The 26,942-nt window shown below is 51.6% G+C and carries 19 protein-coding genes; 12 read left to right on the forward strand and 7 right to left on the reverse strand.

The genetic code is table 11. The features are described 5' to 3' along the window. The first annotated feature begins 69 nt into the window (after nt 1–69). Nucleotides 70–1,998 (forward strand): cytochrome c/FTR1 family iron permease, encoded by a 1,929-nt coding sequence (locus tag ACFQPC_RS05195; protein ID WP_124574094.1) that lies wholly within the window; start codon nt 70–72, stop codon nt 1,996–1,998. Between the two features lie 271 nt (nt 1,999–2,269). Here ACFQPC_RS05195 and ACFQPC_RS05200 read toward each other — a convergent pair whose 3' ends face one another. Then, a complete protein-coding gene (locus tag ACFQPC_RS05200) occupies nt 2,270–3,286 on the reverse strand; it encodes a DNA-binding protein (protein WP_124574093.1) in 1,017 nt (338 codons plus the stop codon). A gap of 243 nt (nt 3,287–3,529) precedes the next feature. Between ACFQPC_RS05200 and ACFQPC_RS05205 the strand changes: the two genes are divergently transcribed. The 9 genes from ACFQPC_RS05205 (at nt 3,530) to ACFQPC_RS05240 (ending at nt 11,356) form a co-directional block, all read left to right on the forward strand. Continuing rightward, complete coding sequence (locus tag ACFQPC_RS05205) at nt 3,530–4,642, forward strand: hypothetical protein (RefSeq protein ID WP_124574092.1); 1,113 nt, start codon at nt 3,530–3,532, stop codon at nt 4,640–4,642. A gap of 74 nt (nt 4,643–4,716) precedes the next feature. Beyond that, complete coding sequence (locus ACFQPC_RS05210) at nt 4,717–5,649, forward strand: site-specific integrase (protein WP_124574091.1); 933 nt, start codon at nt 4,717–4,719, stop codon at nt 5,647–5,649. Nucleotides 5,650–6,248: 599 nt separating this feature from the next. Further along, the gene (locus tag ACFQPC_RS05215) at nt 6,249–7,496 is read left to right on the forward strand and encodes a nucleotidyltransferase domain-containing protein (protein ID WP_233588319.1); all 1,248 of its coding nucleotides are present in this window, start codon (nt 6,249–6,251) and stop codon (nt 7,494–7,496) included. 20 nt (nt 7,497–7,516) lie between these two features. Further along, a complete protein-coding gene (locus ACFQPC_RS18265) occupies nt 7,517–7,981 on the forward strand; it encodes a type II CBASS E2 protein (protein WP_465261802.1) in 465 nt (154 codons plus the stop codon). After that, entirely contained in the window at nt 7,982–8,977 is a 996-nt protein-coding gene (locus ACFQPC_RS05220) for a nucleotidyltransferase (protein WP_124574089.1), read from the forward strand. A gap of 9 nt (nt 8,978–8,986) precedes the next feature. Beyond that, on the forward strand, nt 8,987–9,925 hold the full coding sequence (locus tag ACFQPC_RS05225; RefSeq protein WP_124574088.1) for an S-4TM family putative pore-forming effector: 939 nt from the start codon (nt 8,987–8,989) through the stop codon (nt 9,923–9,925). A 116-nt stretch (nt 9,926–10,041) separates the two neighbouring features. Continuing rightward, nucleotides 10,042–10,647 (forward strand): hypothetical protein, encoded by a 606-nt coding sequence (locus ACFQPC_RS05230; protein ID WP_124574087.1) that lies wholly within the window; start codon nt 10,042–10,044, stop codon nt 10,645–10,647. A 140-nt stretch (nt 10,648–10,787) separates the two neighbouring features. Next, complete coding sequence (locus ACFQPC_RS05235; RefSeq protein WP_124574086.1) at nt 10,788–11,117, forward strand: hypothetical protein; 330 nt, start codon at nt 10,788–10,790, stop codon at nt 11,115–11,117. Between the two features lie 17 nt (nt 11,118–11,134). Then, nucleotides 11,135–11,356 carry a TA system antitoxin ParD family protein gene (locus ACFQPC_RS05240; RefSeq protein ID WP_124574085.1) on the forward strand — a complete coding sequence of 74 codons (222 nt, stop codon included), beginning with the start codon at nt 11,135–11,137 and terminating at the stop codon, nt 11,354–11,356. A gap of 447 nt (nt 11,357–11,803) precedes the next feature. Here the strand turns inward: ACFQPC_RS05240 and ACFQPC_RS05245 are convergent, their stop codons facing one another. From ACFQPC_RS05245 to ACFQPC_RS05255, 3 genes are all read right to left on the reverse strand, one after another. After that, on the reverse strand, nt 11,804–12,769 hold the full coding sequence (locus tag ACFQPC_RS05245; protein WP_382270555.1) for a Bug family tripartite tricarboxylate transporter substrate binding protein: 966 nt from the start codon (nt 12,767–12,769) through the stop codon (nt 11,804–11,806). Between the two features lie 199 nt (nt 12,770–12,968). After that, on the reverse strand, nt 12,969–19,310 hold the full coding sequence (locus ACFQPC_RS05250) for a two-partner secretion domain-containing protein (RefSeq protein ID WP_382270556.1): 6,342 nt from the start codon (nt 19,308–19,310) through the stop codon (nt 12,969–12,971). A gap of 9 nt (nt 19,311–19,319) precedes the next feature. Next, nucleotides 19,320–20,900 carry a ShlB/FhaC/HecB family hemolysin secretion/activation protein gene (locus ACFQPC_RS05255; RefSeq protein WP_382270558.1) on the reverse strand — a complete coding sequence of 527 codons (1,581 nt, stop codon included), beginning with the start codon at nt 20,898–20,900 and terminating at the stop codon, nt 19,320–19,322. A gap of 317 nt (nt 20,901–21,217) precedes the next feature. Here ACFQPC_RS05255 and ACFQPC_RS05260 point away from each other — a divergent pair, with 317 nt between their 5' ends. Further along, nucleotides 21,218–21,697, forward strand: coding sequence for a PaaI family thioesterase (locus ACFQPC_RS05260; protein ID WP_382270559.1), 480 nt, complete (start codon nt 21,218–21,220; stop codon nt 21,695–21,697). A gap of 6 nt (nt 21,698–21,703) precedes the next feature. Here the strand turns inward: ACFQPC_RS05260 and ACFQPC_RS05265 are convergent, their stop codons facing one another. The 3 genes from ACFQPC_RS05265 to ACFQPC_RS05275 all read right to left on the reverse strand — a co-directional run bounded on the left by ACFQPC_RS05265 (nt 21,704) and on the right by ACFQPC_RS05275 (nt 26,086). Next, nucleotides 21,704–22,072 carry a hypothetical protein gene (locus ACFQPC_RS05265; protein WP_382270561.1) on the reverse strand — a complete coding sequence of 123 codons (369 nt, stop codon included), beginning with the start codon at nt 22,070–22,072 and terminating at the stop codon, nt 21,704–21,706. A 100-nt stretch (nt 22,073–22,172) separates the two neighbouring features. After that, nucleotides 22,173–24,440 (reverse strand): ATP-dependent DNA helicase, encoded by a 2,268-nt coding sequence (locus tag ACFQPC_RS05270; protein ID WP_382270563.1) that lies wholly within the window; start codon nt 24,438–24,440, stop codon nt 22,173–22,175. Further along, complete coding sequence (locus ACFQPC_RS05275) at nt 24,437–26,086, reverse strand: VRR-NUC domain-containing protein (RefSeq protein WP_382270565.1); 1,650 nt, start codon at nt 26,084–26,086, stop codon at nt 24,437–24,439. Before ACFQPC_RS05275 ends, ACFQPC_RS05270 begins: the two co-directional genes overlap by 4 nt. A 285-nt stretch (nt 26,087–26,371) precedes the next feature. Here ACFQPC_RS05275 and ACFQPC_RS05280 point away from each other — a divergent pair, with 285 nt between their 5' ends. Beyond that, nucleotides 26,372–26,896, forward strand: coding sequence for a hemerythrin domain-containing protein (locus tag ACFQPC_RS05280; protein WP_382270567.1), 525 nt, complete (start codon nt 26,372–26,374; stop codon nt 26,894–26,896). Nucleotides 26,897–26,942: the final 46 nt, after the last annotated feature.

A 26,942-nucleotide genomic window follows, 5' to 3' on the forward strand; every position in this document is an offset into this window, starting at 1 on the left:
TTACGTCTGTTCTTTTCATACAAATGATTCAATCTTAGAATGTGAATAATTCTTATTTTTATATTCATCATGCATATCCGTTCAAAGTTTAGCCTTTTCATTACTGCCGTTTTCTTGGCTCTTTCAACCAGCGTTATTTCTGCTAATGCCCAAGATACGGTGACTCAAGAAAAGGTAAAGCAAATATGGCAAGTGCTGGATTACTTGGCAGTTGATTACGGCGCAGCGGTACAGAATGGCGTAGTGGTTAGCAAAGACGAATATGGCGAGATGCAGGAATTCTCTGCGAACGCAGAAAAGCAATTGTCCGAGCTACCAAAAACAGACGCTAGCGCGAAATTGGTGGCACAAGCAGGCAAGCTTCAAAGCATGATTGCTGCCAAAGCGCCTCCTGAAGAGGTGGGTAACTACTCGAGAGCTTTGGCAGCAGAAGTGCTCAAAGTCTATCCAGTGCCACTTTCACCAACACAGGTACCCGATCTCAAAAAAGGCGGAGCACTGTATCAAGCAAATTGCGCTTCGTGCCATGGTGCTTCAGGAAACGGTGACGGTCCGCTTGCTAAAAGTTTGAATCCTCCTCCGATCGCTTTGTCGGACAAAGAACGTGCTAAAGAGCGAAGTGTCTTTTCGCTGCAGCAGATTATTTCCCACGGTGTTGCTGGCACCTCTATGCCAAGTTTCGCTCAACTGTCTGAAGATGATCGTTGGGCTATCGCCTTTTTTGCATCCACCATGTCTTATACCGATGCTGATCGTGCGGCTGGTAAGAAAGCATGGACGGAAAACAAATCGCTCCACAATGCGGTACCAAATATCAACGCCCTAACGCAAGCCACTGAAACAGGTTTGGAAAAGCAGATAGCATCAAACGCACGTCCAATCTTGGCGCATCTCCGCAGCGAGCCAGACCAATTGATGGCCTCTAACGAGGACAGTCTTGCATTGGCGAAGAAGCGCTTGTCAGAGAGCGTTCAAGCATTGCAAGCGGGCGACAAAGCAAACGCATCTCGACTGGCTCTTTCTGCCTATCTGGATGGCTTTGAAATTGCTGAGCCGGCGCTCGCTGCTAAAAATAAAGAGCTGTTCAATGATTTGGAAAAGGGCATGGGTGCGTTCCGCGCAATTGTGAATCGTGGTCAACTTGACGAAGCAAAAAACGCGGAACAGCAACTGCAAGTAAAGCTGACCCAAGCGCAAGACGCATTAGCCACCGCTACAGATGATCCGCTTGCAACATTCCTTGGCGCCTTCACCATTCTTTTACGCGAAGGTTTGGAAGCACTGCTGGTTGTCGTCGCGATGGTCGCATTTTTGAAAAAGGCAGATCGACGTGATGTGCTGGTATACGTCCATGCTGGTTGGATTGTGGCATTAGCCGGTGGCGCCGTCACTTGGGCTGTGGCGACTTACCTGGTTGATTTAAGCGGCGCAAGTCGCGAGATGACGGAAGGGTTCTCGGCAATATTCGCCGCGGTTGTTCTTCTTGGAGTCGGGATTTGGATGCATCAGAAAAGCATGGCGGGACGTTGGCAAGCATACGTGAAAGAAAAACTATCCTCGGCACTCAATCGTCGCTCAGCGATGATGCTTTTCCTCTTATCCTTTGTAACAGTTTATCGCGAAGTTTTTGAAACAGTCCTTTTCTATGCGGCACTTTGGACCGGTGGAAATGGTATTTATATGTTGCTCGGTATGGGCGCAGCAATTCTGATATTGACTGTGGTTGCATTTGTTTTGCTTCGCACTTCAGCTCGTCTTCCTATCGGGAAATTCTTTGCTGCCAGCTCAGCACTAGTGGCAATACTGGCCTTCGTTATGGTTGGCAAAGGAGTGGCAGCATTGCAGAAGGTTGGTGTTTTCGAGATTTCCCCACTCCCGTTTCCACAAATAGAACTGCTCGGAATTTTTCCAACTATGCAAACGGTCGTTGCGCAAACATTGATAGTGGCAATTATTATCGCGAGCGTTGTTTACAACATTCGGTCAGCTAAAACGTAGAAGACTAAGACCGCCGTGATTAATACCTTTTATAAGATAGGGTCACGTCAGATTTCTGTTCTTATCTCCAGATTATTTGACCGATTCTATCGGGCTAATACAGCGCCTCCAAATTCTGCATCCTGTACTGGATTGGGCTTAGCCATTGCTTAATCCAGTATGCTTTTACATGGAAAGAAAGGAAAAGCAACAAGTGTAAAAATGGATTTACCACTTTCGCCTTATCATCATCCAAGTATTGATCCTGAAAAGGCGTACATAAGAGCTGGACTTATTTTTCAACTGTGGATTGCTGCGTCCAGTGCTTTCTGATCTGTTCATGGACTTTTTCCTGAGCTGCGAGCGCCGCGTTGGATGCGGCCAGGGCCAACTCTAAGCGATGTGCCTCTTTGCCCATTTCATTTGTCTGCAGTAATGTGTCGAATACTTGCTTTACAAGCTCTTCTATACGCACGTCTTTTTCGCCAATCTGAAGTTCAAGCAGCGCGTTTCGTTGTAGAGCTTCGTGCCATTTTTCTAATTTTTGCCCGGCCTCTCTTTCTTGATTTTTGAGCTCGTAAATAGATTTCTGCGCGTGCGACAAGTCGGTTACTAGTCTCGCGCCTTCTTGATTAAGCCGAGTGACCTCATCCTGTTTGACGATCATACTTTGCTGCAACTGGCGCATTTCAGCCTGCAATTGTTGAACTTGGTGTTCATGACGGCGTTGATCCTGATCTCGCTGCTCCTTCATCGATTGGCGATAATGCTCCAACGCCTCGCGCGAGTGACGATGCTTTTCTTCTAATGAAGCGCGATATGACTCGTTTTCTAGTAAGCGTTCCTTAAGATTTATAACCTGTTGATCCGCTGCGCGTCGAACAAGCTTCTCTTCTTGGAGGAGCTCTAGCATCTCAGATTTTGATGTTTGCTCCTGGAACAGATCAGCCTCAAGTTGGCCAATTTGGTTACGCAGGGCAGCAACCGTGTTTTGAAGCTCAGAAATTGCGGTGATGTGCTCGCGATTTTTCTCGTCACTCTGCGTAAGAATCTCTTCAATTTTGGAGTCGGCTTCGGTCTGCAATTGAGCCGCCAAACGATTCACGATATCCAATAGAGATTCACTTATCGACGGAGCAGGGCGGTCAGCTGCATCATCTAACTCTTTGAGATATTTATGGATGGTTGTCTTAGATCCAGTATTGCCAAGAGCGACTCTTACCGCATCGACAGAGGGATTGATTTGCTGAGCCAATAATGAATCTCGGGCTTTTTTTACATCCGATTTTAACAATCCTGAGCGCGCCATAATTTTCCCATTTACAAATAAGATAATGTATTACGTAATACGTAATTACATACTAATTTAACCCTTATATTTCACTCATTCAAGATTAAATTAAGATTGGGTAATATTAAGTTATCCGATGTGATATTGATTTTAGTTGTCGTGCGGCAATAATTGAAGTGTAATGGACCGGTTACTTCCTGATTAACTAGTACCGGGATCTCATGTGAATTGGCGACCACCCGGCTTTCTTTAAGGCTGACAATGCAAGCTCCAAACACATTTACTTTGCCTCAAGACCTGCTTCCGGAATTTGGCACCTTCGCGGATGAGCTCATTCAACTAACCCCTTCCGAAACTGTGCTAGGGCAGGGTGTAAGGCAACTTGTTAAAACGAAATCCCTACTAGATCTCCTCACCAAAGAAAGAGGAGGCTCCGCTGTAGTTGGCCAAGTGATGGGATCCCATTATTCTTATGGAACGATAGACGCATACAGTTATGTGCATGCCTTGTTGCCATTCTTTCGCTCACCACGGGAGCGCAGCAAAGAATCTGCGGATTACAAGGCGCTGGTTTCTCCGGAAATAACAATTGGGGAAAGCTGGAAATGGACACCAGAGAGCGAAACAAAAGAACACAACGATGCGGTGGTAAGGGCATCATTCAATGCACTCGTGGAAGAGAAAAGTTCACACGCCGCCAGTTATACCCTTATCCCGAAGTTGGGTCTGGTCTTGGCTGCAGAGGGCAAAAATCGGGTCGCATTATTTCGGAAACTCGATTTACCAATCCCTGCATTGGTAAGCGATCAAGACTACCCGGACGCAAAACGAATTCGTCTTATTTATCTTGACAGAGCAACGTTTGCCATTCTCGATGATCGTTACGTGCAACGCCTGGCTAGTCCTGAGTTAACTCGAATAATTCTGGAGCCATATGGCGTCAAGGTAGAAAAAGTTTGGCCAGAATCTTATCCATCTTTGGAGCGGATATTTGAAGCATTCGACCGTAAAGCATACTCGGCCGACAGCAGATTTAACGACATTGATATGCAACCAGTTCAGTATCGGCAGTTGGCCGACGAGACGATCATTCCAGCGTCGTTAATGGATTTTGAAAAAGGCCTAAGACCGTCGTTGCTCACGATTTTCTATGGATTTGCTATCGCTCTAATGTTGTCGGTGATTACAGGCATGTTTTGGGAAGTACGATTGCTATCGACGATAACTCTTTCATTGGCCGTGACTTGTTATGCCGCGTTAATGCTTGCATTCGCGCCACTATTTCGCTGCCAAGTCCAACAACTCGGAGAAGATGCGGCCCAGAGGCATCGGCTGGATTTAATTGAGAAATATAGTCGAAACAATCCATATTAAGAATGGCCCACTGACGACCGCGCGATAGCCAATTCCGGGAAGTATTAGCTGAGTTTTTCGGCTAAGCTATCGTGATGAACAACGTTGATCACTATCTCTATGCTGCCACGCGCGAGAACACGCGTAAAAGTTATCAGGCAGCCGTTCGACACTTCGAGGTAGAGTGGGGCGGTTTTTTACCTGCAACTGCGAACAGTGTGGCGCGTTATCTTGCGGACCATGCCGAATTACTATCGGCAAATACGTTGCGCCAGCGTTTGGCGGCACTAGGCCAGTGGCACATCAACCAGGGCTTTCCAGATCCAACGAAAGCGCCGATCGTGCGGAATGTGTTTCGCGGTATCCGTGCGTCGCATCCATTGCAGGAAAAACAAGCAAAGCCTCTTTTGCTAGCAGAGGTAGAGCAAGTAGCAATATCCCTGAGTACTGCCGCTGCTCAAGCTCAAGAAATGGGGGACCGGCCACTGTCTCTCCGCCTTAAACGAAATCATGCACTTTTGCTCATCGGATTTTGGCGCGGATTTCGTGCTGATGAGCTGACCAGGCTCGCGGTTGAGAGCATTAGCGTGACGCCAGGAGAAGGCATGATTTGCTATCTTCCACACACGAAAGGAGATCGGCAATATCGCGGAACGCCATTTAAGGTGCCCGCGCTGGCTAAGTTATGCCCTGTGAGTGCCTACCAAGATTGGCAAAATGCGGCCCAACTAGAAGAGGGACCTGTTTTTCGAGCCATTGATCGGTGGGGGCATGTAGGTGAGCGGGGCATGCATGTCGATAGCATAGGACCGCTTCTACGTTCAATCTTGTCTGAGAACGGCGTTGTATCAAGCGAACTCTACAGCAGTCACTCTTTGCGTAGAGGATTTGCAAATTGGGCTATTTCCAGCGGATGGGATATCAAAACATTGATGTCGTACGTTGGATGGAAAGATGTGCAGTCTGCCGCTAGGTACGTAGATGCAGCAGATCCTTTTAGAAACCATCTGCTTTCGAGCGTTTCGTAACACTGTATCAGGGCGCTATAGTAGGTAGCGACGTTCATTCCGAATGCGAAAATCGCGACTCTCAACTAGTGCAGAAATGCACGCACCCTCAAAAAATCGACTATAACCACTCAAGGGGCGCATTTGTCAAAAAATAGCCACCACCCCCTCACTCGCCCCCAAAACCGCTCAATTGTGTCTTTTATGGCGTTAGGAAGCGCATTTAATTTTTCACTGTAAAAAAAAACAGTGAAACCATTAGCAATCACATAAAGAGAGTGCTAATATTGCCGAGCTGAAAACAAAAAGTCGAAGACGCCTCTCGACGTCTCCGACTTTTGACTCAAAGCACCACGGCTCCCAAACAATGCTCCCGCGAAGAAACTTGTTTGGTAAATTTTTAGTACTTAAAGCGGTCTGCATTATATGAGCGAGAAATCTGTGACGTAAAGCTTTTAAATGTAAATGTTTTTATATTGCAACATTTACTGGTCAAGATCAACCGGCTTGTTTCTGTAGTCGCTTTGGCATAGAGAAAGGACTTATATGCCTCAGCATTTGGCCGATTGTCGCCAAGACAATCTAGCATTTCATTTGGATCACTTCCTCAGAGGTGGCAAATGAAACGCGATATTTTCCCTCCCCAAAAACACGGCTACTCTGGCCGTTCGAGCTCAGCATTTTTTAGATTGGCCGAAGTCATTGGGAAAAGCAATGAGCCGACCCAAACTCAATTCTCGATTCTTCAACGTGCTTACGAAAGCACTGCAGAGCACCTGGCAGAATCCACGTCCTTCAAAGACCAATTTGAAGAAATCCACGCGCATGGATCGCGGCAACTAGGCACCTTGGTCAGGCCGCGTGATGAAGGACGAGATGGCTTCGACGTTGATTTGATTGCCCGCCTGCCTCACTCTGCATACTATTTATATAGTGATACCGGCGGGCCGTCACGATTACTAATGAATTTGTTTCAAGCATTGCAAAGCTATGCCGACAAACATCAGTTACAGATAAGGAAATGGGAACGTTGCGTTACGCTCGAGTATGCGAGCGGTATGACCGCAGATATCGCCCCGGTTATTGACGCGCCTCAGCATGCCACCGCATACGGTGATACACACGCCTTGATTCCAGATCGGGATCAGCGTGCGTTCCACTCCACAAATCCTCGAGGTTACGCAAAATGGTTTGATCAGGTGGCGGCTATTTCGCCAATATTTACGCTAGTGGAGCGATCTATCAGTGCTATGGATTCTGTATATAGCTCGACCGAAATCGCGCCATTGCCTGATGCACAGGAAGTTTTCCAGCGCATGCTATGCCGGCTGGTTCAGATGGTGAAGTTACATCGGAACGAGTTTTTCTTCGGAAAGAAAGATGCCCCCAGCTCGACCTTTATCACTACATTGGCGGCTCTGGCCTATGAAGACCAGGCGCGAATTCCTCACGAAACTCCGTTGGACTTATTGCTTGATATCGTGCACTCGCTGCCACTATATTTTTCTAGGGAACCGGTAGGGCATCGTCTCGAAGAATGGCGCTTAGACAATCCATCTACCAGCCGTGACAACCTGGCCAGCGGGATGAATACACCTGCGCACCAAGCTGCATTTTGGGTCTGGCATGCGCAGTTGGTTGGTGACATCAAAGACCTGGTGATATCTATCGAGGATAGGGCTGGATTCGATATTCTTCATAAAAAAATCCAACGTGTGTTCGGCGATCGCGCGGCCCGTGCGATACAACAAAATCAATTGGAACATCGAAATACTGAACGCAAAGCTGGGACGGTCACTTTGCTCACTGCTTCAGCAGTTCCGATGACTATTGGATCAAAGAGTCATAACTTTTTCGGGAAGCCGTAATGGCTTTTCACCGAAAGAAAATGCCCACTCTGGCTGAGAGGGCATGGGAACTTCGCCAATTGCACTTGCCAGACTCTCGCGTTGAGCTACGTGGCGGCCGTGAATTAATTTTCTATTTTGCGGTATCTCCGAGTGATTACTCGCGGCTTTATCAATGTACGCTTCATATCAAAATGGGAGATCCATTTCCGTGGGTGGTTGTCCGCTCACCGGATCTTCACGCACTGACAATTGACAAAATAATTCCGCATATATACCCATATGAAGGGAAGGGAACCAAGCTCTGTTTGTGGTGGCCATCCGGACATGAGTGGAATCAACAAATGAAGCTGCGTGAGACTTACATTGCATGGACAGTTGAGTGGCTGAGCTATTTTGAAGATTGGTTAGCCACAGGAATATGGGAAGGGGGTGGGAAGCACCCTGACGATAAATGTATCGCCAGGCACGTAATAGAAGGTTCACGCTGCGCAGGAGATACTTAAATGGCGACAACAACGATTGCCGCGTTCGATGATTTTCTACGAGATCAAGTCAATCTGGATTCAGCCATTACTGACACAGCCCGACGAAGCAGGGATTGGTTGATGGATCGTATTCATGGGTTTCCTGTCGTTGATCAGTTCTTCCCTAAGTTGTATAACGAAAGAGATATATTTTTTGGTTCGTTCGAACGAAGAACAAAAAAAAGACCGCTGGACGACATCGACATCATGATTGGCCTACACGCGGATGGAGCAACTTATGAAGAGTATGGCGGCAAAATATTTATATCAACTACGAATGAGACTTCTGCACTCTTCAAACTTCGATTTGAAAATAGTAACTACATAAATTCAAAACGTGTAATCAATAAGTTCGTGAATGCGTTATCAAACATACCGCAATATGGCAATGCGGAGATTGGTCGAAAAGGAGAAGCTGCAGTATTGAGCTTGAATTCGTATCCATGGGTGTATGACTTGGTTCCCTGTTTTTATACTAGTCCGGATGTGAATGGAATTGAGTTTTATCTGATACCGGATGGAGACGGGAATTGGCAAAAAACAGATCCCCGAATTGATCGGGCGAGAGTTACTCGACTGGAAAGAAGTCGCGGTAAAAATCTGCTTGATGTAATCCGCCTCGTAAAATTTTGGAATCGCCGCCCAACGATGCCGTCACTTCCGTCATATCTGCTTGAAAATATGGTGCTGGATTATTATGAGCAATCGATTTGCAATATCTATCCTGATTTAGAGTTTAGAGACGTCATAAATTACATTCGAAGCGCTGTCTATCATTCGGTATTTGATCCGAAAGGTATTCAAGGTGATTTGAATAATGTTGCCTGGACAGAACGAGTTGAAATAGCCACTAGATGCGCTTTGGATTATGCAAAAGCCCTCGAAGCTAGGGAATTCGAATCTAAAGAAGACTATCGGGGTTCCATCAATAAATGGAGAGAAATTTTTGGCCCCACATTTCCTACGTTTGGTTAAGTGACAGCGATGAATAACATAGTAAAAAAACAGAACAGTGAAACTTCTATTAAGCGTCTTGCTGCTCAAAGTGCATTGTACTCAAGTGCAAAAAACTTTCTCGCGGCGCAGTTCGTTTTTAGCGTACCCGTTGCTGTCTTAATTGCGTTTGTCGCCTTAACGTTAGACAAAGAGTTGTTTGGTCTCCCCAAGACAGACATAGCCTGGTTTGTAGGACTCTCTTCTGGAATGTCTTTTCTGTTGATAGAGCTTTATCTCAATCCTGTAATGAATTATAAAAAGGAAACTGCGGCAAAGATTCAACAATATTTTGACTCAGATGTACTTGGCATTCCAATGTGCAATATCACTTATGGAAAACCGCTGGATCAAGAGATTGTTGAGGTATGGGCAGAAGAATCTTTTACCAGCGGCACACCAAAAGAAGAGTTTACCAATTGGTATCGAGTTGAGGTCGATGCCTTGCCGATGGAAGTGGCTCGCATTATCTGTCAACGAGCCAACTGTTGGTGGGATGAGGATCTTCGGCGTCGCTATAATAAAATGATTCGCGTTGTTGGCATTGCTCTCTTTGTCGTGATTCTTATTATTGTTCTCGCATTGGATTGTACGATTACTATAATTCTCGGACTGATTGTTCCATTGATTCTGCCATTCGTCTCGGTTGCATCTAAAGTAATACAAGAGAATCTAGAGGCCATAACAAGACTTGCTTCAATGCGTGAGGCCATTAACGATGTTTGGCAAAGAATCTTGACTAATGTTGCCACTAACGAAGAATTGATAGGATTCGCAAATACGATACAAGCGGGCATCTATAACAACCGCAGAAATAATCCACTAGTTTTCGATTGGATACACCGACGCTCAAAACGAAAACATGAAGACACCACAAGTGCAACTACTGCGTCTTATGTGGCTGAGTATCGGCGGTCACGAGCATCTTGACGGAGGTCTGGATTGTTTATGCATGCAATTGATGACTACCACCCGCTTTTGGAGATAAAAAATGTTCTCTAACTTTTTCTGCGAAATAGGTTTGTCGCACTTTTTGGCATAGAAGCATGCAGCCCTCCGCCGCCTGGTTCGATTACGAAATTGTTTTACGCGATATTTACCGCCTCATGTTAATGATTGAGTATCGCGCCAATATAAATAGCCCTACGCTTAACGACAATAAATGGCTGAATGAGCTTCACCAAAAGTACTTTAGTAATGAGGCAGCCCATCTTTTGGTATCCATTGCAAGTTCTGTTAGAAGGATACAAGACACGGAATGGCGTTCACTTTCTGCAGATGAGCGCTCAACCTTAAAGGGCAGGGTAGTAGGAGATAAAGAACGCGTTGGCTTCCATTTACTGGGGTCTGGCAATGGCGTGCTTAATTTTGGTTTGAGAGATGCATGTAATTACATCATGCACGCCCACACTATTGAATGGCATGCAGCAGGCAACGGCAGTTTATCCCAAGCATATCGTTTACCTTTTTATGATCTTGTTTTGGAATCGTTCAAACGCGCAGACACCAAGAACATTTTATTGACAGAGGAAGCTGTCTATTTAGCCGACGATACGGCAGGGAAAAGTTGGGAAGTTTTGATTGAATTAAACAAATTTCTGAAAGCAGCGGCTAACAAAATCTCCGTTGATATGACTTCAGTAAATTCTTAATTTATTTAAAACAGGCGGATCATTTCCTGAGCGTCGTAAAAAATGAATTTGGCGACATATTAAGTTCGCAGATAGGTCTTTTGCACATAGGTTCGTTCAAGGAAGTTCGTTTATTAATAAAATTGATTTTTGGTAAAAATATGAGCATCAGTCAAAAAATTCGATCATTACATTGCGGGTTTCAGCGAGGATTGGGATTCGAAGTCATTGCTGGAGAGAACTGTATTTTGATCAAGAATGTGCCATTTGAGCTAGAAGGCATCATTGCAAAATGGATCGATGAATTGCCAATAGAACTAATGAGTGGTCCTGTTGCCTTGGTAAAGCTCTACCCAACTGAAGGAATGGCACTAACTGAATCCGGGTGGAGTGCGTTTATTAGTTGGATGACCGAAACGTTAAACAGCGCGCAGCACGAACCAAATTTTCCGCTGAAAGTACGACAATCAGCTAAAAGCTCTGCTCAGTAAGTCTATAGGTGAGAATTATGGCTGCAACGTTGAAATTGTCGGATGAATTAATTGATCTTGCTACGCCATACGCTGTTGCGGCGCATAGGTCAGTTTCGCAGCAGATTGAATACTGGGCTCGCTTGGGAAAGGCCGCTGAAGACAACCCTGAGTTGCCTATTGAATTTATAAAAAACACATTACTTGCCGTTGCCGAATCGGATGCCAAACTACACACCGATTACTCAATTCGTAACTAGGGGCAATGTTCGCTCTCGAAATCTCTAGATTAAAGGCTCTGTTCGAGTGGACCCGAATCGGAAGTAAAGTTGTTAAAACTATGCGAAGGGGTAGATTTTACATCTTTAGTTCCCCCAAATTTACAACTTTAGTTCCGCAGCCTATAAATGGGGTGCTTTAGCAGTTGTTAGTTTTCGCGGGAGTTTATGCTTAATTTCGTATAATTTATATTATGTCAAATCACTCATGGAGTTAAACGAGCGCTCTATGCACTTCTGCGTTCGGCAGTTGGTAATGCCGGCAGCGCGCTTGCCCATCTCACCATAACCATCCTCAAGTGACTTTCTCAACAGTCAGGATAGTTCCTTGCCTTTAGCTCCAGCCAAGATTGGTTAGTCATCTAATCCCGGTCGGCGGCAAGCCAATGCCTCAGGCTCAGAGGCACGGCATGCACGCCAGTTGCACTCTTATTCCAGCTTGACGCCCGAGCTCTTGACAACCTGCCCCCAGCGCGCGATTTCGGACGCGATCATCGTGGTAAATTCCGCCTGTGACATGTTCGGAATATCCGAACCGGCATTTGTCCAGTTTTGATGGATTTCCGGCGATGCCAGCGCTTTCTTGACTTCATCCGTCATGCGCTCGACCACCTCAGGTGGCGTGCCCTTGATTGCCCACAGACCGTACCAGGTGGATACTTCATAGCCTGGCACACCGGCTTCCGCAGCGGTCGGTACATCGGGAAAGCCCGGTGCGCGCTTGGCCGATGCGACGGCAAGTGCCTTGATGCGGCCGCTCTTCACATGGCTGGCCGAGGAGCCGAGCCCGTCGAACATCATATCGAGCTGTCCCCCGATCAAGTCCTGTAGCGCCGGACCTGCGCCGCGGTATGGAATATGGGTAATGAAGGTCTTGGTTTGGATCTTGAACAGTTCACCCGCCAAATGATGCGAGGTACCGTTACCGGCCGAGCCGAAGTTCAGCTTGCCGGGATTCTTTCTGACGTAGTCCAGCAAACCTTTCAGATCCTGCACCGGAACACGCTGTGTGTTGACTACGATCACCTGTGGGGGCGTGGCAATAACGGTAATCGGGATGAAATCTTTTTGCAGATCGTAAGTGAGCTTTGGATACAGCGCCGGTGCAATTGCATGATGCGCTGCCCCAATGAAAAATGTATATCCATCAGGTGCTGACTTCGCTGCTACGCCCGCACCAAGGGTGCCACCTGCGCCACCGCGATTATCGATGATGACCGACTTGCCGAGCTGTTTGGTCAGTTGCGCTGCCAGCGGACGTGCAAAAGCGTCGGTTCCGCCGCCCGGCGGGAACGGCACGATCAACGTCACCGGCCTGGTGGGCCAAGTCTGCGCAAACGCACTAACGGATAGGCAAAGTCCAGCTACCACCAAAAGGGGGATTCCAAGCTTCATGATCCTGTCTCCAAAATTGTATTTTTTTATATTAGGAAATCGTCTGCATACAATAACCTCAGATCTTGTATACAATCGCCCGTATTTCGCAGGATTATATCTATGGAATCTTTTGTCAAGATAATTCTTTAGTTATTGAAATAACATTTTTTTGAACAAGGTGAAGCTCGGATTCAGAGAAAAAGTGTGTATTAACACGTCAATTACAGGCAATTTGCTGCGCAAAACCGCCCTCCTTCTGTCCACCCATTACCTTACTGCTGCTGTCGTCCGAAGTAGCGGGCGCTACGCCCGGTGCATCACTGGAAGCGCCTGACGACGTACCACCGCAACCCAGGATCATCGTCCCCGAGTTCATCAGGTTGATGGCGGTATTACGCGCTTGCGCAAGCGGTCCACTCTGCAGCAACTGTGACACCGTCTGCCCCGGCGTTGATGGGCTGTACAGCTTCGAAGTGACATTGCCGCCGGCCGGCACATATGCGCCGCTGACGCCGTAGCCGTTGATAGCGATGTTGCCGCCGGAGGTGACGTTTTGCGCGAAGTTGATCTGGTCCAGTGTATTGGCGGAACCAGCGGAACCCGCCGTCAGATTGACGTTGCCCGTTGCGGCAATATCGCCGTTGATGGTCAGGGAATGGCCGCTGGCTGTGCTCAGCGCCAACGCGCCGCCGGTGCTCACCACGTTGCCCGGTGTAGGCGTAGCTGGTCCGACGATCAGGTCCGACGAGCTCGTGACGCGAATATCACCCGCTGGTGCTGTCAGCGATGCGATGCGCGGCACCGCGGTATGCAAGCCACCGTTGCCATCGATAGCGCCAATGCCGCTGCGCGCCGAGGTGCCGTTGGCTGTAACGCTAAGTGTGCCGGCCGAGATGTCCTTGCTGCCGGTCCCGCCGTAGACCGTGCCGGACGAAGTCAGCGCGACATCACCGCTACCGGCATCGATCAACTGGGCAATGGTCAGCTCATTTGTAGAGCCGCCGGCAACTGTCAACGCAACATTGCCGCCCAAGGTACGCACGCCGCTCAAGGTGCCGCCGCCCGCCTCAATCAGTGTATTGGCCGGTAATGCGCCGACCGTGAGGCCCGCACTATTGTTGTACGAGAGCGCCGTGCCATTGGTCTCGGCCACCAGCGTTGAGACCAGGTTGCCGGCATTGTTCAGGATGACGTTGCCGCCTGCCGAAAGGGCGAGCGTATCGACCTCAATCGCACCACTCTGTGTGATGTTGCCGCCACTGCCGAGGAAGATCGTCGTCGTGGTCGGATTGATGTCGGTCGCGATTGCCGTCCCCGGGCTGGTGATGCCTGCCACGTGGATGTCACCAGGTGCTGAGGCAGCGTTGTAACGGTTGCCTATACCGATGTTCGGTGCGATCACGCGGTCGAGACGAGTGATTGCGAGACATCCACCGACGCCACCCACCTGGCAAGTGGCCGAACCTACAGTGATCGACCGCGCGGCGGTCCGGGTCTGTAGTGACACGGTGTTCCCCATGACCGTGTCATTAAGCGTCAAATTATCCGTTTTCAGTGTCACGCTGGCGGTACCGACGTTGATCGGCTTGTCGACGGTGAGCTGGTTAGAAGAGATGCCGGTCGATAACTCCAGGTTCTGGTTATTGGTCGACAGGCCGTTGATGGTGCTCACACCATCGAAGGCCGTCACGCTTGCGATGGTCAGGTCACCGGCGACCTGGATCTGTGATGCTCCCGCGACGCCGGCACCACCCTGGTTCAGTACGCCGCCGAGCGTGTTGAAGTTATTGCTGGTCAGGTTCAGTTGCGCCGAACCCGCAGCCTCCACCACCAGTGTGCCGCCGGTAGCGGTCAGCGGTGCACCGGCAGTCTGGCTGATGCCAGCACCGTCGGACTTGAGTTTGATGGTTTCACCGGCCCCGGCGGTGATGCCGCCGATACCGTCGATCGCTTCAACCGAGATCTGGTTGGCTGAGCGATAAGTAAACGAACCACTGGTATTGCCGGCGATGCTTCCAGTGCCATTGGCCTGGTCCAGCAGGACGCTGGTACCGGTGAACGCAACTTTACTGATGCCATTTATGGTGGCACCGGCATCTTGCGTAATCGCGCTGCCGGATACCAGGTTCAGGCTTGAGCCGATGTTTTGGAACGCCCCGCCGCTGCCGTTACCCAGCGCCGATTCGATCGTGAGCGCGCCGGATGTAGCGGAGCCGATGTGCAGGACAGATGCGTGCACATTATTCAGTTCGGCGCTGGTCAGGCGCAATACGCCACTGCTATCGGCGGCCAGTGCGCCGACCTTGATCAAGGTGCCCGCGGTGTGTGGTGCCAGGGTGACGCTGTTGCTGCTGTTGATGGTTCCCGCCAGGCTCATGTTATCGGAGTTGATCGTCGTCGTCCCGCTGCCGCTGGAAATCGAGGTGCCGGCCTGCGTTGAGACCAGGCCATCCGTGCTACCTGCATTGATCGTCAACGCACCGCCCGCCGTCGAGATGCTTGATGTGCCATTAAGGGTCACGCCGCTTGTACCTTGCATGTAGAGAACGCTGCCATTGGTGGCGATGCTGCCGTTGCCGTTCATGACCACTCCGCCGAGCGCATTAAGTACCGTCGTGCCATGGGTGTTTAACTGTCCGCCGTTGCCGATAGTGATGGCTTTGGATGCGTTGGCGTTGGCGATGGTTACTTGCCCCGTCGTCAGCACGTCATTGATGATGACGTTAGCGCCGCCGCCATTCAGCGAAAGCATTCCATTCAAAGCGCCGCCGTTGTATAGATCCAGTGCACCGGAGACGGTCACGTCAGCTGTTTGCGATCCATTACCGATATAAATATAGCCTGAGGTATCAATAGTGCGCAGTTCATCCTGAGTGAGGCCGAGTACACGGGTACCGGCTGCACCGCTGATATCGGTGGCGCCGACGCCCACATGGATCTGTGTATCACCATTGCCCGGACCGATAGCGACACCGCCGCTGCCCGCGTGCACGGCGCTGCCGGTGAAGGACATCGCATCCGCCTTCAGGTTGACGAGTCCGCCGCCACTGTTGACGCTGGATCCTGTCGCCATGGCGAGCTGGGCGTTGGCATCGAACGAAAACAGCTGAATGCCGCCGCCATTACTGTTAATGGTTTGCCCGGCCGCCAGCGTGGTTCCGCCTGCGCCGTAGATAGAGATGTTGCTGCCACTGCTGGTAATGTCCTTGTTGATCGTGGTCGTGTAGCCGCTGGCGTTTTCAAGGTATACGACGCCGGCAGCCTGCTGCTGGATACCGTAATTGCTGGTTCCACCCACCGACAGATTGGTGCCGCTGTTTGCCAGGCGTATCACTCCGGTCGATGTATTTTGTGCTTGCACGCTATCGCTCATGATGCCGAGCGTAAGCGAATTGGTGGAACCGTAGATACCGTTGGCGGCTTTCATGTCCAGCGCGCCGGCCTTGATGAGGTTACCGTTCAGCATCTGGATCGTGCCGGCGCTGGTGAGCGACACAGTGCCATTGCTGCCTGACGAAATGGAACGCGCGTCGAGCCCGCTGTCGGCACCCAGTATGATGTCGCCGCCATTGGCGGTCAGCGTGACGTTGCCGGCATTAAGGGCAGCTGTGCTGATGCCGCGTGCAGTCAGGGCTTGCTGGGCGGTCATGCTGATGTTGCCGGTCGACGAGTTTACGGTGCCGACGTCGATATTCTGCGTCGCAGACAGATTCACATTACCGCCGGTGATGATGGAGTTATTGTCGCTGTTCAGATTGCCGCCAGTGCTGAGCGTCAATGCACCGCTGCCTGTACTCAGGTTGCCGGCAACGTTAAGGTTGCCTGTTGAACTGATATTAACGGCGGCATTGTTGCCGTAGTTCGAGCCCGTGTTCAGCGTCATTTGGCCGCTATGGCTCAGATATAAGCCTTGCGGACCAGTGCCCGATGCACCGATATGGAAGTCAGTATTACCGCCGCTGACTGCGCTTGTCAGCAAAGCGTTGGACAAGGTGCCGATCGCGCCGCTGCTACTGTCTTGCAGTGTGAGATTGTTGGTGCTGATGATGCTGGAAGCGCCGGTACGGGTGATCGCACCAGTGCCGCCTGCATTGAGCGAGACGCTGCCGGCACCGCCGGTAGTGATCGCACCCGCGACCTCGATACCATAGGCAGAGCCTGCAGTAGTCGAGATATCAATCAAGGCGTTAACCGAGCCGGTGTTGATCGAAGCGATCGACAGGTTCTGGTCGTTTGTCACCAAAACATCGCCACTGCCAGTGACATTGGCAGTCAGCGTACCTATCTCGTTATGTGCTCCCGTCAGGTTGATGCCGGTGGCCGAATTGATGGTAACAGCGCCACCCTTGACGATGCCGTTGCCCAGCACCTGCCCGTTATCCGCGGTCAGCGTCAGTAAGGAAGGGGTTCCCATGCTACCGGCATTGACGCCATAAGTCGTGTTCGCGATCGTCAGGTCGCCTGTCCGCGCAGTCAGGCTCAAAGCTCCCGAGCCAAAACTGAGTACACCGTTCGAGCCGTAGACAGTACTAACTGCAAAGCCACTGGAGTTGACGAAACTAAAGCCCCCTGCACTAGTGCTGTAACCGGCCAGGTAGCTCAGGGTGTTGGCGTTATTGTTAAGTGTGACCGCTCCTTCGTCGGCGATGATCGATGCCGATAGTGCGTTGATCGCTGCGGTTTGGCTGATATCACCCTTGTAATCGCGCAAATAGAGGGAGCCCGACGGTGCCGAAATTTGCCCATCGATGGTCAGGCCCCCGGTGGCGGGGCCTGTGCCGGACATGATCTCTATGGAACCATTGCTGGAGGTGACGCCGACTTGCGTCGGAATCGCGCCGCCCGCCACGGTGCCTATCGTCAACCCATCGTAGTCGTGGTAAGTGAAGCCTGTGGCACCGGAACCGGCCAGGGTGCCGACGGTATTTCCGTTATGTGTAAGGGTCACACTACCGCTATCGGCGATCGCTGCCAGCGTTGGCACTGAGATCACGGAGGTTTGGGTAATATTGCCGCCCGTGGTGTACAGCGATAGCTTCCCTCCTCCAGTATTGGTGATCTGCGAATTGATCGCGATGCCGGTGGTAGCCGACAAGGTCAGTTCGCTGGAGTTAGACCAGAGGATCGGGGACAGCACCGTGATGGAGCCGGTACCGGTGTAAACATTGACGTCCGACAGGCTGAGCTGGTTGGTGAGGGTTGCTGTTGTCAGTACGGCGGGCGTATTGTTGGCTTCGTACACGAAAGGTGAGCCACCGCTTTGCGTGATATAGGTATCGCTGCCGTTGGCGATGGAAATATTGTTCGGATCCAGCAGCAAGGTGCCTTTCTTTCCGAGTGGAGCACGCAGATCGACCGTGCCACGGAAATCGAGGAATTGTTTGCCGGATGCTTCAGCCAGACCGCCGTCGCCACCAGTCGCGCCACCTCGCGCTGACAATTTACCCGCCATCGATGTCGCGCCATCGGCCCAGACTATAATCTTGCCGCCGTCACCGCGCTCAATTGCATCGGCCTTGATGCTGGCGTCGCTGCCGACTACGGTTTGCTCGGCGTTTTGCACCGCGGCGTTCTTGCCCTGGTAATCACCACCGACCAGCACGGTACCGCCACCGGTCTGGCCGCTGGCATCAATACGTGCGTCGCCGGTCAAGGCCACACGCTGTCCCAGCACCTGCACTTCGCCACCCTGCCCGACGCCGGTAGCACTGGTGACACTGCCCGCTTCGAGCAACGTGTCGCGGCTGGCCTTGAGCACGATCTTGCCATTCTCCCCAAGCACCGCGCTATTCGCATTCAACTTGCCACGCTGGTTGATCAAGGCCGCATAGATACCAATCTTGCCACCCTGTGCAATCACGTCGCCCAGGTTCAAGGCGCGGTCCGTCGGTGCAGAGACCACCACCTGCATATCCGGATTGCTCGAATCCGCCAGTTGCACACTACGTCCTGCCGCTAATACCACTTCGCCTTTCGGCGACGTGATGATGCCGCTATTCGTCACATCCGGTGCAATCAGGTAGACCTGCCCACCCGATGGTGTCGTAATCGCGCCCATATTGTTTACTGCACCGGCGACGTCACCCGCTGTAAATTTGTTTTTGCCGGCCAGGAAGTTACTGTCTGAAATCGCCAGCGTCGACGCCACCAGGCCCGCTACATTGATTTGCGCACCCGCACCAAACATGATGCCGTTCGGATTGATCAGGAAGACGCGGCCATTCGACTCCAGCGCACCCATGATCTGACTCGGATCCTGGCCGGTAATGCGGTTCAGGACACTGCTGCTACTGTTTTGCTGGATGAAACGCACCAGCTCACCCGCATTGATCGAGAAGCTGTTCCAGTTGATGATCGCGCTCGGGCTATTGGTGATCGTATAGACGTTGCCATTCTGCGAGAAGGTCACCTGTCCATTCACCACCGTCGGGTTGGATGGATTCGCTACTGCACTACCGATGCCCAGGCAGGCTGCCAGTACAGGTGGCAGGAAGGCGCAGCGGATGGCCCAGGCCAAAGGTTTTGGTGTGTTCACAGCCATATTCATAGGGTTCTTCATCGTGGCACCTTAGAAAGACAAGGCAAGACGGGCATGTACACGGTTGTCACCACTACGGGTAGTGGTCGCTTCTGCATGCAGGACATGGCCGACATCGACCTGGAAGTTCACGTCATTGCCTAACTGCAAGCGTAGACCCAAACCGACGCTATTGATAGAAATGGTGCTGAATTCACCGGGTAAAGCGTGGTTACGTGTCAGATAGGCATGATCATAGAAAGCCAGGGCCCGGCATTGCCATTTACCGCTGCCGCATAGCGGTGCGGTATAGACCTCGAAGTTACCGGTGATACCGGAGTCGTTGGCCACTTCGCGTTCCAGGAAACCGCGTACCGACGCTGCACCACCGGCACCAAACTGTTCACCCGGAATCAGTGCATCTTTGGTGTATTGGCCGTTGATGATGGCGCGCGCCAGCCATTGCTCCGGTAGCGCCTGGGTCAGGCTGCCGCCCACACGGATGGCGGTGTAATTGGCCTTTGCATCGAAGCGCACGCGGTCGAAGTCACTTTGGCTACCGTTGGAACCACCGGAAATATTGTGCAGCAAGGTCGTGGCGAAACCGATGGCACCATCACCCCAGCTCCAGTCACCCTGGTAGCCGACGCTGACCGGACGCACGGTAATGTCGGCACCCAATTCAACCCCGAGCAACTGCATGCTGTTCTTGTATTGCTTTAAATCGATGCCATACATCAGCTTGGATGCGTAATTGCCGACGGTAGCCAGATTCTGGTTGTAGCGGGCGCCGTACATGGAGCCTTTACCGCTGACGGCGATATCGAAGATACCGGCGGTCACTGTCCCGGCATCCACATCCGAATAGCTCGCATAGAAATCCATCGAGTCACCCAGTGCATACAGCGGGATGTGGTAACCGATGCCATAGACACCGACACGGCTGGGTTCTTCCAGGGTGGTGGTGTACTGCAGGCTCATGACATGATCGAGGCCAAACATATTGGCGTTTTGCAGCACGACACCGGCACGGGTACGGCCGGTGGAGGCAACGCCGGTATTGTCGAAATTGATGGTGGTACGCCAGACCGATTCATCGACCACCGCCAGTGTTGCATCAACTTCATCATCCTGCTCGGCCGACTTCATGCGCATCGTGACTTTCTTGGCCGGGTTCTCATTGGCCAGCTTCAGGCTCTTGGAGACGGCTTTGAGATCGGGCGTTTGACCTTCTTGCAGCGCGGGTAAGGAACGACGGATGTTCGCATCATCGAAATGGCTGTTACCTTCGATGACGACATTGCCGATCTTGGTTTGCACCACATTCAACACCACCGTGCCCTGGTTGAGTTCCTGTTCCGGTAAATCGATACGCACCAGTTGGTAACCGCGTGCGTGATAGGCCGCTTCCAGCGCTTCCAGTGCCTTCATCACATCAGCGAAATCACGGTCCTTGCCCAGGTAAGGTGCCACCAGGCTATCGACGGTCTGCGGCGGCAATAAGGTATTGCCGCGGACATCGAAGCGATTGATATCGAAGTGGATGGAAGGGGTAGCGGTATCGGCGAATGCCGACGCACAGCTCACAGCCAGCAGGGTGCCGGCCAGTACAGACATCAAACGGTGTTTCATCGGATCGCCCTTGGGCAGCGTAGTTGTTATGGTTTTAGGTAGTCGCCACCCGGGGTGCGTAGCCATCCTGCCGTGGCTTCCAAGTCTACAGAATTTGTATTTCCTGCAAGTAAAATTTCCACAGAAAAATTGGCATATGATGCCGGGAAGATACAGTTTTTACAGGCTTACAGGAAACGAACGTTACCAAATTCAGAGTTATTATTTCCCTGCGGAAACAATACTGTAGCTAGGCCAGGCAAGCGACACTTGAAGCAACTATCAGATCAGGCAGTAAATGTGGCAGCATTGGATTTCCCCGGATAAATATTACGATCATGTCTAACAACAAACTCCCCGTCCTTGAATACCTGCAAAAGTCACTTGCGGGCACCCTGCAGGATGGCGACACCACGCACATGCAGTACCCCACCCCGATTTCACAGACCTTGGGCATTCGCATCGTTGAAGTTGGTATGGGTACGGCGACTGTGGAGATAGATGCATCGCCGGATTTGCATGGCAATCAGCAGGCAACTATCCACGGCGGTTTGATGTGTGAACTGGCCGATGCAGCGATCGGGACTGCCCATTCAACCTTGATGGCAGAAGGCGAATCATTCGCCAGCATCGATTTGAAAATCAATTTCTTCCGGCCGGTGTGGGCCACTAAACTTCGCGCTACGGCGAAGCCGATACAGAGCGGCCGTACCATCACCCATTACACCTGCGAGATCGTGCGCGATGATGGCAAGGCAGCGGCGACGGTGATCAGTTCTGTCATGACCCTGCGCGGTGAGCGAGCACAAGGACGATAACAAGTGTCATCTGCCCCACTTTTTCGCATAGAGACTGGTTGCATGCTGATATAAGGTCCCCAAAAGCAGCAATAAGGACATGGGTAGCGCCAGCGCCATGCAAGGGATCATCAAAAACAGGAAAAACTCTATGATGGATGTGAAGTCATAACCCCAGCGCAGGCAGTCACCTATCATTTTAAAGTTGCCGCCACATTCAAAATAATTAAAAGCCCAGCCACCAAATTGCCATCCCATATATGTAATAGCCACCGGGGCGATCGCCAAGCCATAACGTGTCGGCCAGGATAAGCGCGCATGCCAGTTTAGTAATATGAATGGCGGAGCAAACAGGTAGAGCGGGAGTAAAAGCAGTTGCAAGAAGAAGAAAGTCATGAGCGCCCTGCAATGACGATGAGATGCGCCATTACAGAGCAGATAGATACATTTTGATATCCCATAGCTATGGGATTAGTTCAGTTGCATGCAACTGTCCCTACTGCACCCGCCACCATGCAGGCAACAACTCCATCACATCCGTCCGCCCAAAACGATCATCGATCAGATGAATGAAGCCCTGGTCTTCTTGCGTGCGTATCACCCTGCCCGCCGCCTGCACCACTTTTTGCAAACCTGGATAAAGGTAGGTGTAGTCATAGCCTTTGCCAAAAATCGCATCCATACGCAGACGCATTTCTTCATTGATGGGATTCATTTGCGGCAGGCCGAGCGTGGCGACGAATGCGCCTATCAAGCGTTCGCCGGGCAAGTCCACACCTTCAGCAAACGCACCACCGAGCACGGCAAACCCTATGCCTTGCCCGCCATCAGTGAAACGCGCAAGGAAGTCCTGCTTTTCACTTTCACCCATGCCGCGTGATTGCTGCCAGATGGTGATGTCCGGATATTGTCCGGCAAATAAATCGACCACCTGCTTCAGGTAATCAAAACTGCTGAAGAAAGCCAGGTAATTGCCGGGAACATTGCCGTACTGCGTAGCGATCAATTTTGCGATGGGTGCCAGCGAGTGCGACCTGTGCTGGTAGCGGGTCGAGATGGTGCGTGCTATGCGTACCGACAGCTGCTGTGCCATGAATGGCGACTCTACATCTATCCACGCCGTGTCGTCCGGCAGTCCCAGCATGTCGGAATAGAAATGATGCGGCCCCAGCGTGGCGGAAAACAGTGTCGCCGAATGCGCAATGGCAAAACGTTGCTTGAGGAAAGGTGCCGGGACGATATTGCGTATGCATAGCGTGGCCTGTACGCGGTTGCCGGCTTGCGTGTCACGCGTGATATCAAACATCGAATGCTCGCCGAATACTTCGGCCAGTTTGGAGAATTGCATCGCATCGAAGTAAAAGCGCTGCAGCTCGGGACTGATGCTTTCCGGTTCTTCCGTCATCAAATCGGTGATATCGGTACCGGCCTGTTGCAAGGCAAACAGGAACTTCTCCGCAATCGAATGATAGACCTGGTAGGCGGCCTCCTGGTTTCGATACAGCTCATTCCATTGCCGATTCACCCGATCCAATACGGTTTTCAGCGCTTTCGGAGCTGACTTGCGTGCGTAGCGGAAGCTGCCTTGGTCCAGTTCGGCCGAATACATCTTGCGCGCACGTTCGACCATATTGTGTGCCTCATCCACCAGCACTGCGGCCCGCCATTCGTTTTCAGCTGTCAAACCATAGAGCATGGCGCTGATGTCGAAGTAGTAGTTGTAGTCGCCGACCACCACATCGCTCCAGCGCACCAATTCCTGGCTCAGGTAATAAGGACAAACCTGGTGTGCGAGTGCAATCGCGCGCAAGGATTGTTGGTCCAGCACGACTGCCTGTACTGCCGCCTGGCGCGCCGCCGCGACGCGATCATAAAAGCCTTTTGCCAATGGACAGGATTCGCCATGGCAGGCCTTGTCCGGATGCTCACACGCTTTATCACGTGCTACCAGTTCCAGTACACGTATTGGCAGCAGCGGGGCACCCTCTTCCCTGCCCGCCCGGATCAAATCTATCGAATCGAGCGCCAGGCTGCGACCCGGGGTCTTGGCGGCGAGGAAGAATATCTTGTCTATCTTTTGTCCGGGGCTGGCTTTCAACAAGGGGAAGATGGTCGCAACCGTTTTGCCGATGCCGGTCGGTGCCTGCGCCATCAAATGACGGCCGGACAAGACTGCCTTATAAACGGATTCAGCCAGATGACGCTGGCCGGGGCGGAACTCGGCGTGCGGAAACCTTAGTTCGGTCAACGCCTTGTCACGCGTCAATCGGTGCGCCGCTTCTTGCTCGGCCCAGACGATGAAACGTTCGCACAATTGGTCAAAGTGCAGCTCCAATGTTTGCGCCGAGTACTTCTCGGACAGCATTGTTTCCTTTTGCGTGCCGATATCGAAGTAGACCAAAGCAACGTTCATCTCCTTCAAGCCGCGTGACTGGCACAACAGCCATGCGTAGACCTTTACCTGCGACCAATGCAGGTGGCGATGGTTGTCCGGCATCGCATGCAAGTCACCGCGGTAAGTCTTGATTTCTTCGACGCGATTGTAGCCGGGGTCATAACCATCGGCGCGACCGCGTACACGCAATTGTTTATAGAGGCCGCTCAATGCGACTTCGGCTTCGTAATATTTGCCCCTCCGGGATACCACGGTGCCGTGGCCAGCGATACCTTGTTGTGCAGTCGGGGCCGGCGTAAAGCGCAAGTCCAGGTCACCTATCTTGGCGGTGAATTCGCACAAAGTGCGGACCGCAACGACATAGCTCACGCCGCCTGCTCCAACCACTGGACATAGGTCACCGCGACCGGCATTTGGTGTTCGATGCAGTAATTGAGCCAGCGGACCTGATTATCCTGCAAACGGTCACCCGGCCCTTTCACCTCCAGCATCCGGTATCGTTGTTCCTGCGGCCAGAATTGGATGAGGTCAGGCAAGCCGGAGCGATTCGCAGGAATATCGCGCAAGATGCGGGCAAAGTATTTCTTTAAATGTGCGGCAGGGATGCAATGCAAAGCCAGCTTCAGCAAGTCTTCATTGATCGTGCCCCAGAAAACGAAAGGTGACTGGATGCCCTCTTTCGCCGCAAAGGTGTCGGCTATGGTTTGCCGATAGCTGCCATCATCCAGTCGGGCCAGGCATTGATCGAAAATTTCCTGTCTCTTGTGCACAAAGTCAGCACTATGTAAATCCACCGGCCCTTGATGGAAAGGATGGAAAAATGCACCCGGCAAAGCAGCAAAAACCGCCGGCCAGCACAGCAAGCCAAACAATGAATTGATCAGCGTATTTTCGACGTAAAACACTGGCGCATCCGTGCTGGAAAGATGTTCCTGTACTGCTTGCTCAACCGAGATTGCCACTGCCGGGTATGGCAGGGTCAAGTCTTCAGCTTCGATCACGGGAGCTTTACCAGGCGCGAGTTTGGCGTGTCCGAGCTTGCGGCGCAAACGCGGCAACATGCGCAGCACGGCCTGATGTTCGGCCTCGCTTTCCGGTTGGCTCAGCGCAGCTTCCGCCAATTCCAGTGCTTCCCCTACCGCATCATTCTTTTCCAGTACGCGTATCGTCCTTGAACGCGCACCGGCATAGCTGCACTGACGATAGAGTTCCAGTGCAGAGTCCAGCTCCTGGCAGCGTTCATATTCCTGCGCGAAGCGGAACAGCAATTTATTGCGACGTCCTTCCAGCCAAAGGTTGGCATAAGGCGTCCTCGGGATATCCGGCACGATCTCATCCAGATAGTTGCCTTCATCAAAGCGTACCCGGCAGCGCTGCAGGTGCAGGTAGTCGTCTATATCCTGACGGCTACGAAAGCCGCGCGATGATTCCGAAAACTCGACCTGTTCATAGCGGTAGATGCCGAGATCCGACAACACGAACTCAGACCAGTCCTGGTACAGGTTACCGAAGAACATCAGGCGCAAACGTTCGCACAGCGCTGCAACCCGCACTTCATAAATGGATTCTGTAATATCCGGCGCCCACTGATTCAGTGGCCGGACTTCGGGAAAGGTGTGCTCCAGCTCTGCCTGCAAATCACTCTTGCGATTCAAGCTGCCGGCGCCGGTAATGCGGAATGCTCGTAGCAGTTCGGCTTTACGCAATAAGGCAAATAACTGCGCGATACTCAAGGGCGGGTTATGCCAGAGCCAATCCAGTTCGAGTAAAGGCCGGGCTGCGGCATCCGGACAAGCGATCTCGGCGTAGACCAGTTTGCCGGAGCGGAATACCTCCCCTTTGCGCATCACCATGCGTACCAGCAAGGCACGCGAGGCTTGCGGCAGGCGGGGAAACTGTTCGATGAAGCCGCGTTCTTCATCCGATAGCAAATCGCTGTAGCGCTGCCCTATCCAGTCAAGGACACGCTGGAAATTTTCCAAGTAATAGTAAGGATCAGGAAGCGTTGGAAGCATGGACAAAGCGGGACAACTTTTCGATAGGCTGTGGCTGGCAGCGGCAAAGCGCCTCATGCCTTGCACTGGATATAAACACAGTATATTGAAGCGTGTGGAAAATCACAATGCCCGGCTGCCAACTCCTGTTAACGCCTGCTGCCGTACGGAAACAGCTCCCTTAGTCCTACGCCCGTTGAAGCCGCTGTCTGATAGTCCCCACCAGCGTTGGGGTCTATATTCAGTTATCGATCTGACTATATGGATCGGATGACTATTCACCGTATCATTTTCCGAGGAGTTCCTATGCAAACGGTATCCAAACAAGCAAGCCCATCCGCACGTCCTGCCGTCAAAGGTGTGAGCAAGGCCCTGCCGGATGCAGTCGACCTCTTGGTCGACGATCACCAGCAAGTCAAAAAGCTGTTCAAGGAATATGAAAAACTGAGCAAAAAGAACGATACAAAAGGCAAAGTCGCCGTCGCCCAGAAAATCTGCGATGAATTGACCGTCCACACGCACATCGAAGAAGAAATCTTTTACCCGGCGCTACTGGAAGCGATGGGCGAAAAGGATATGAAGGACATGCTGGATGAAGCCGTGGTCGAGCACGCGACCTGTAAAGACTTGATCGCACAAATCCGCGACAGTGCCGGAACCCACCCGCTGTATGACGCCAAGGTGAAAGTCTTGAATGAATACATCGAGCATCACGTGAAGGAAGAAGAAACGGAAATGTTCCCCAAAGCGCGTAAATCGAAACTGGACCTGGACTTCTTCGGCATGATCATGAAAGACCGCAAGCAGGAATTAAAAAACAGCCTGAACTGAAGCTGAAACGGATACACCCGGGCGATAGCGAAGATCCATTGCTGCC

It is taken from the genome of Herminiimonas glaciei, from assembly GCF_042664955.1.
GTDB classification, from domain to species: domain Bacteria; phylum Pseudomonadota; class Gammaproteobacteria; order Burkholderiales; family Burkholderiaceae_D; genus Oxalicibacterium; species Oxalicibacterium glaciei.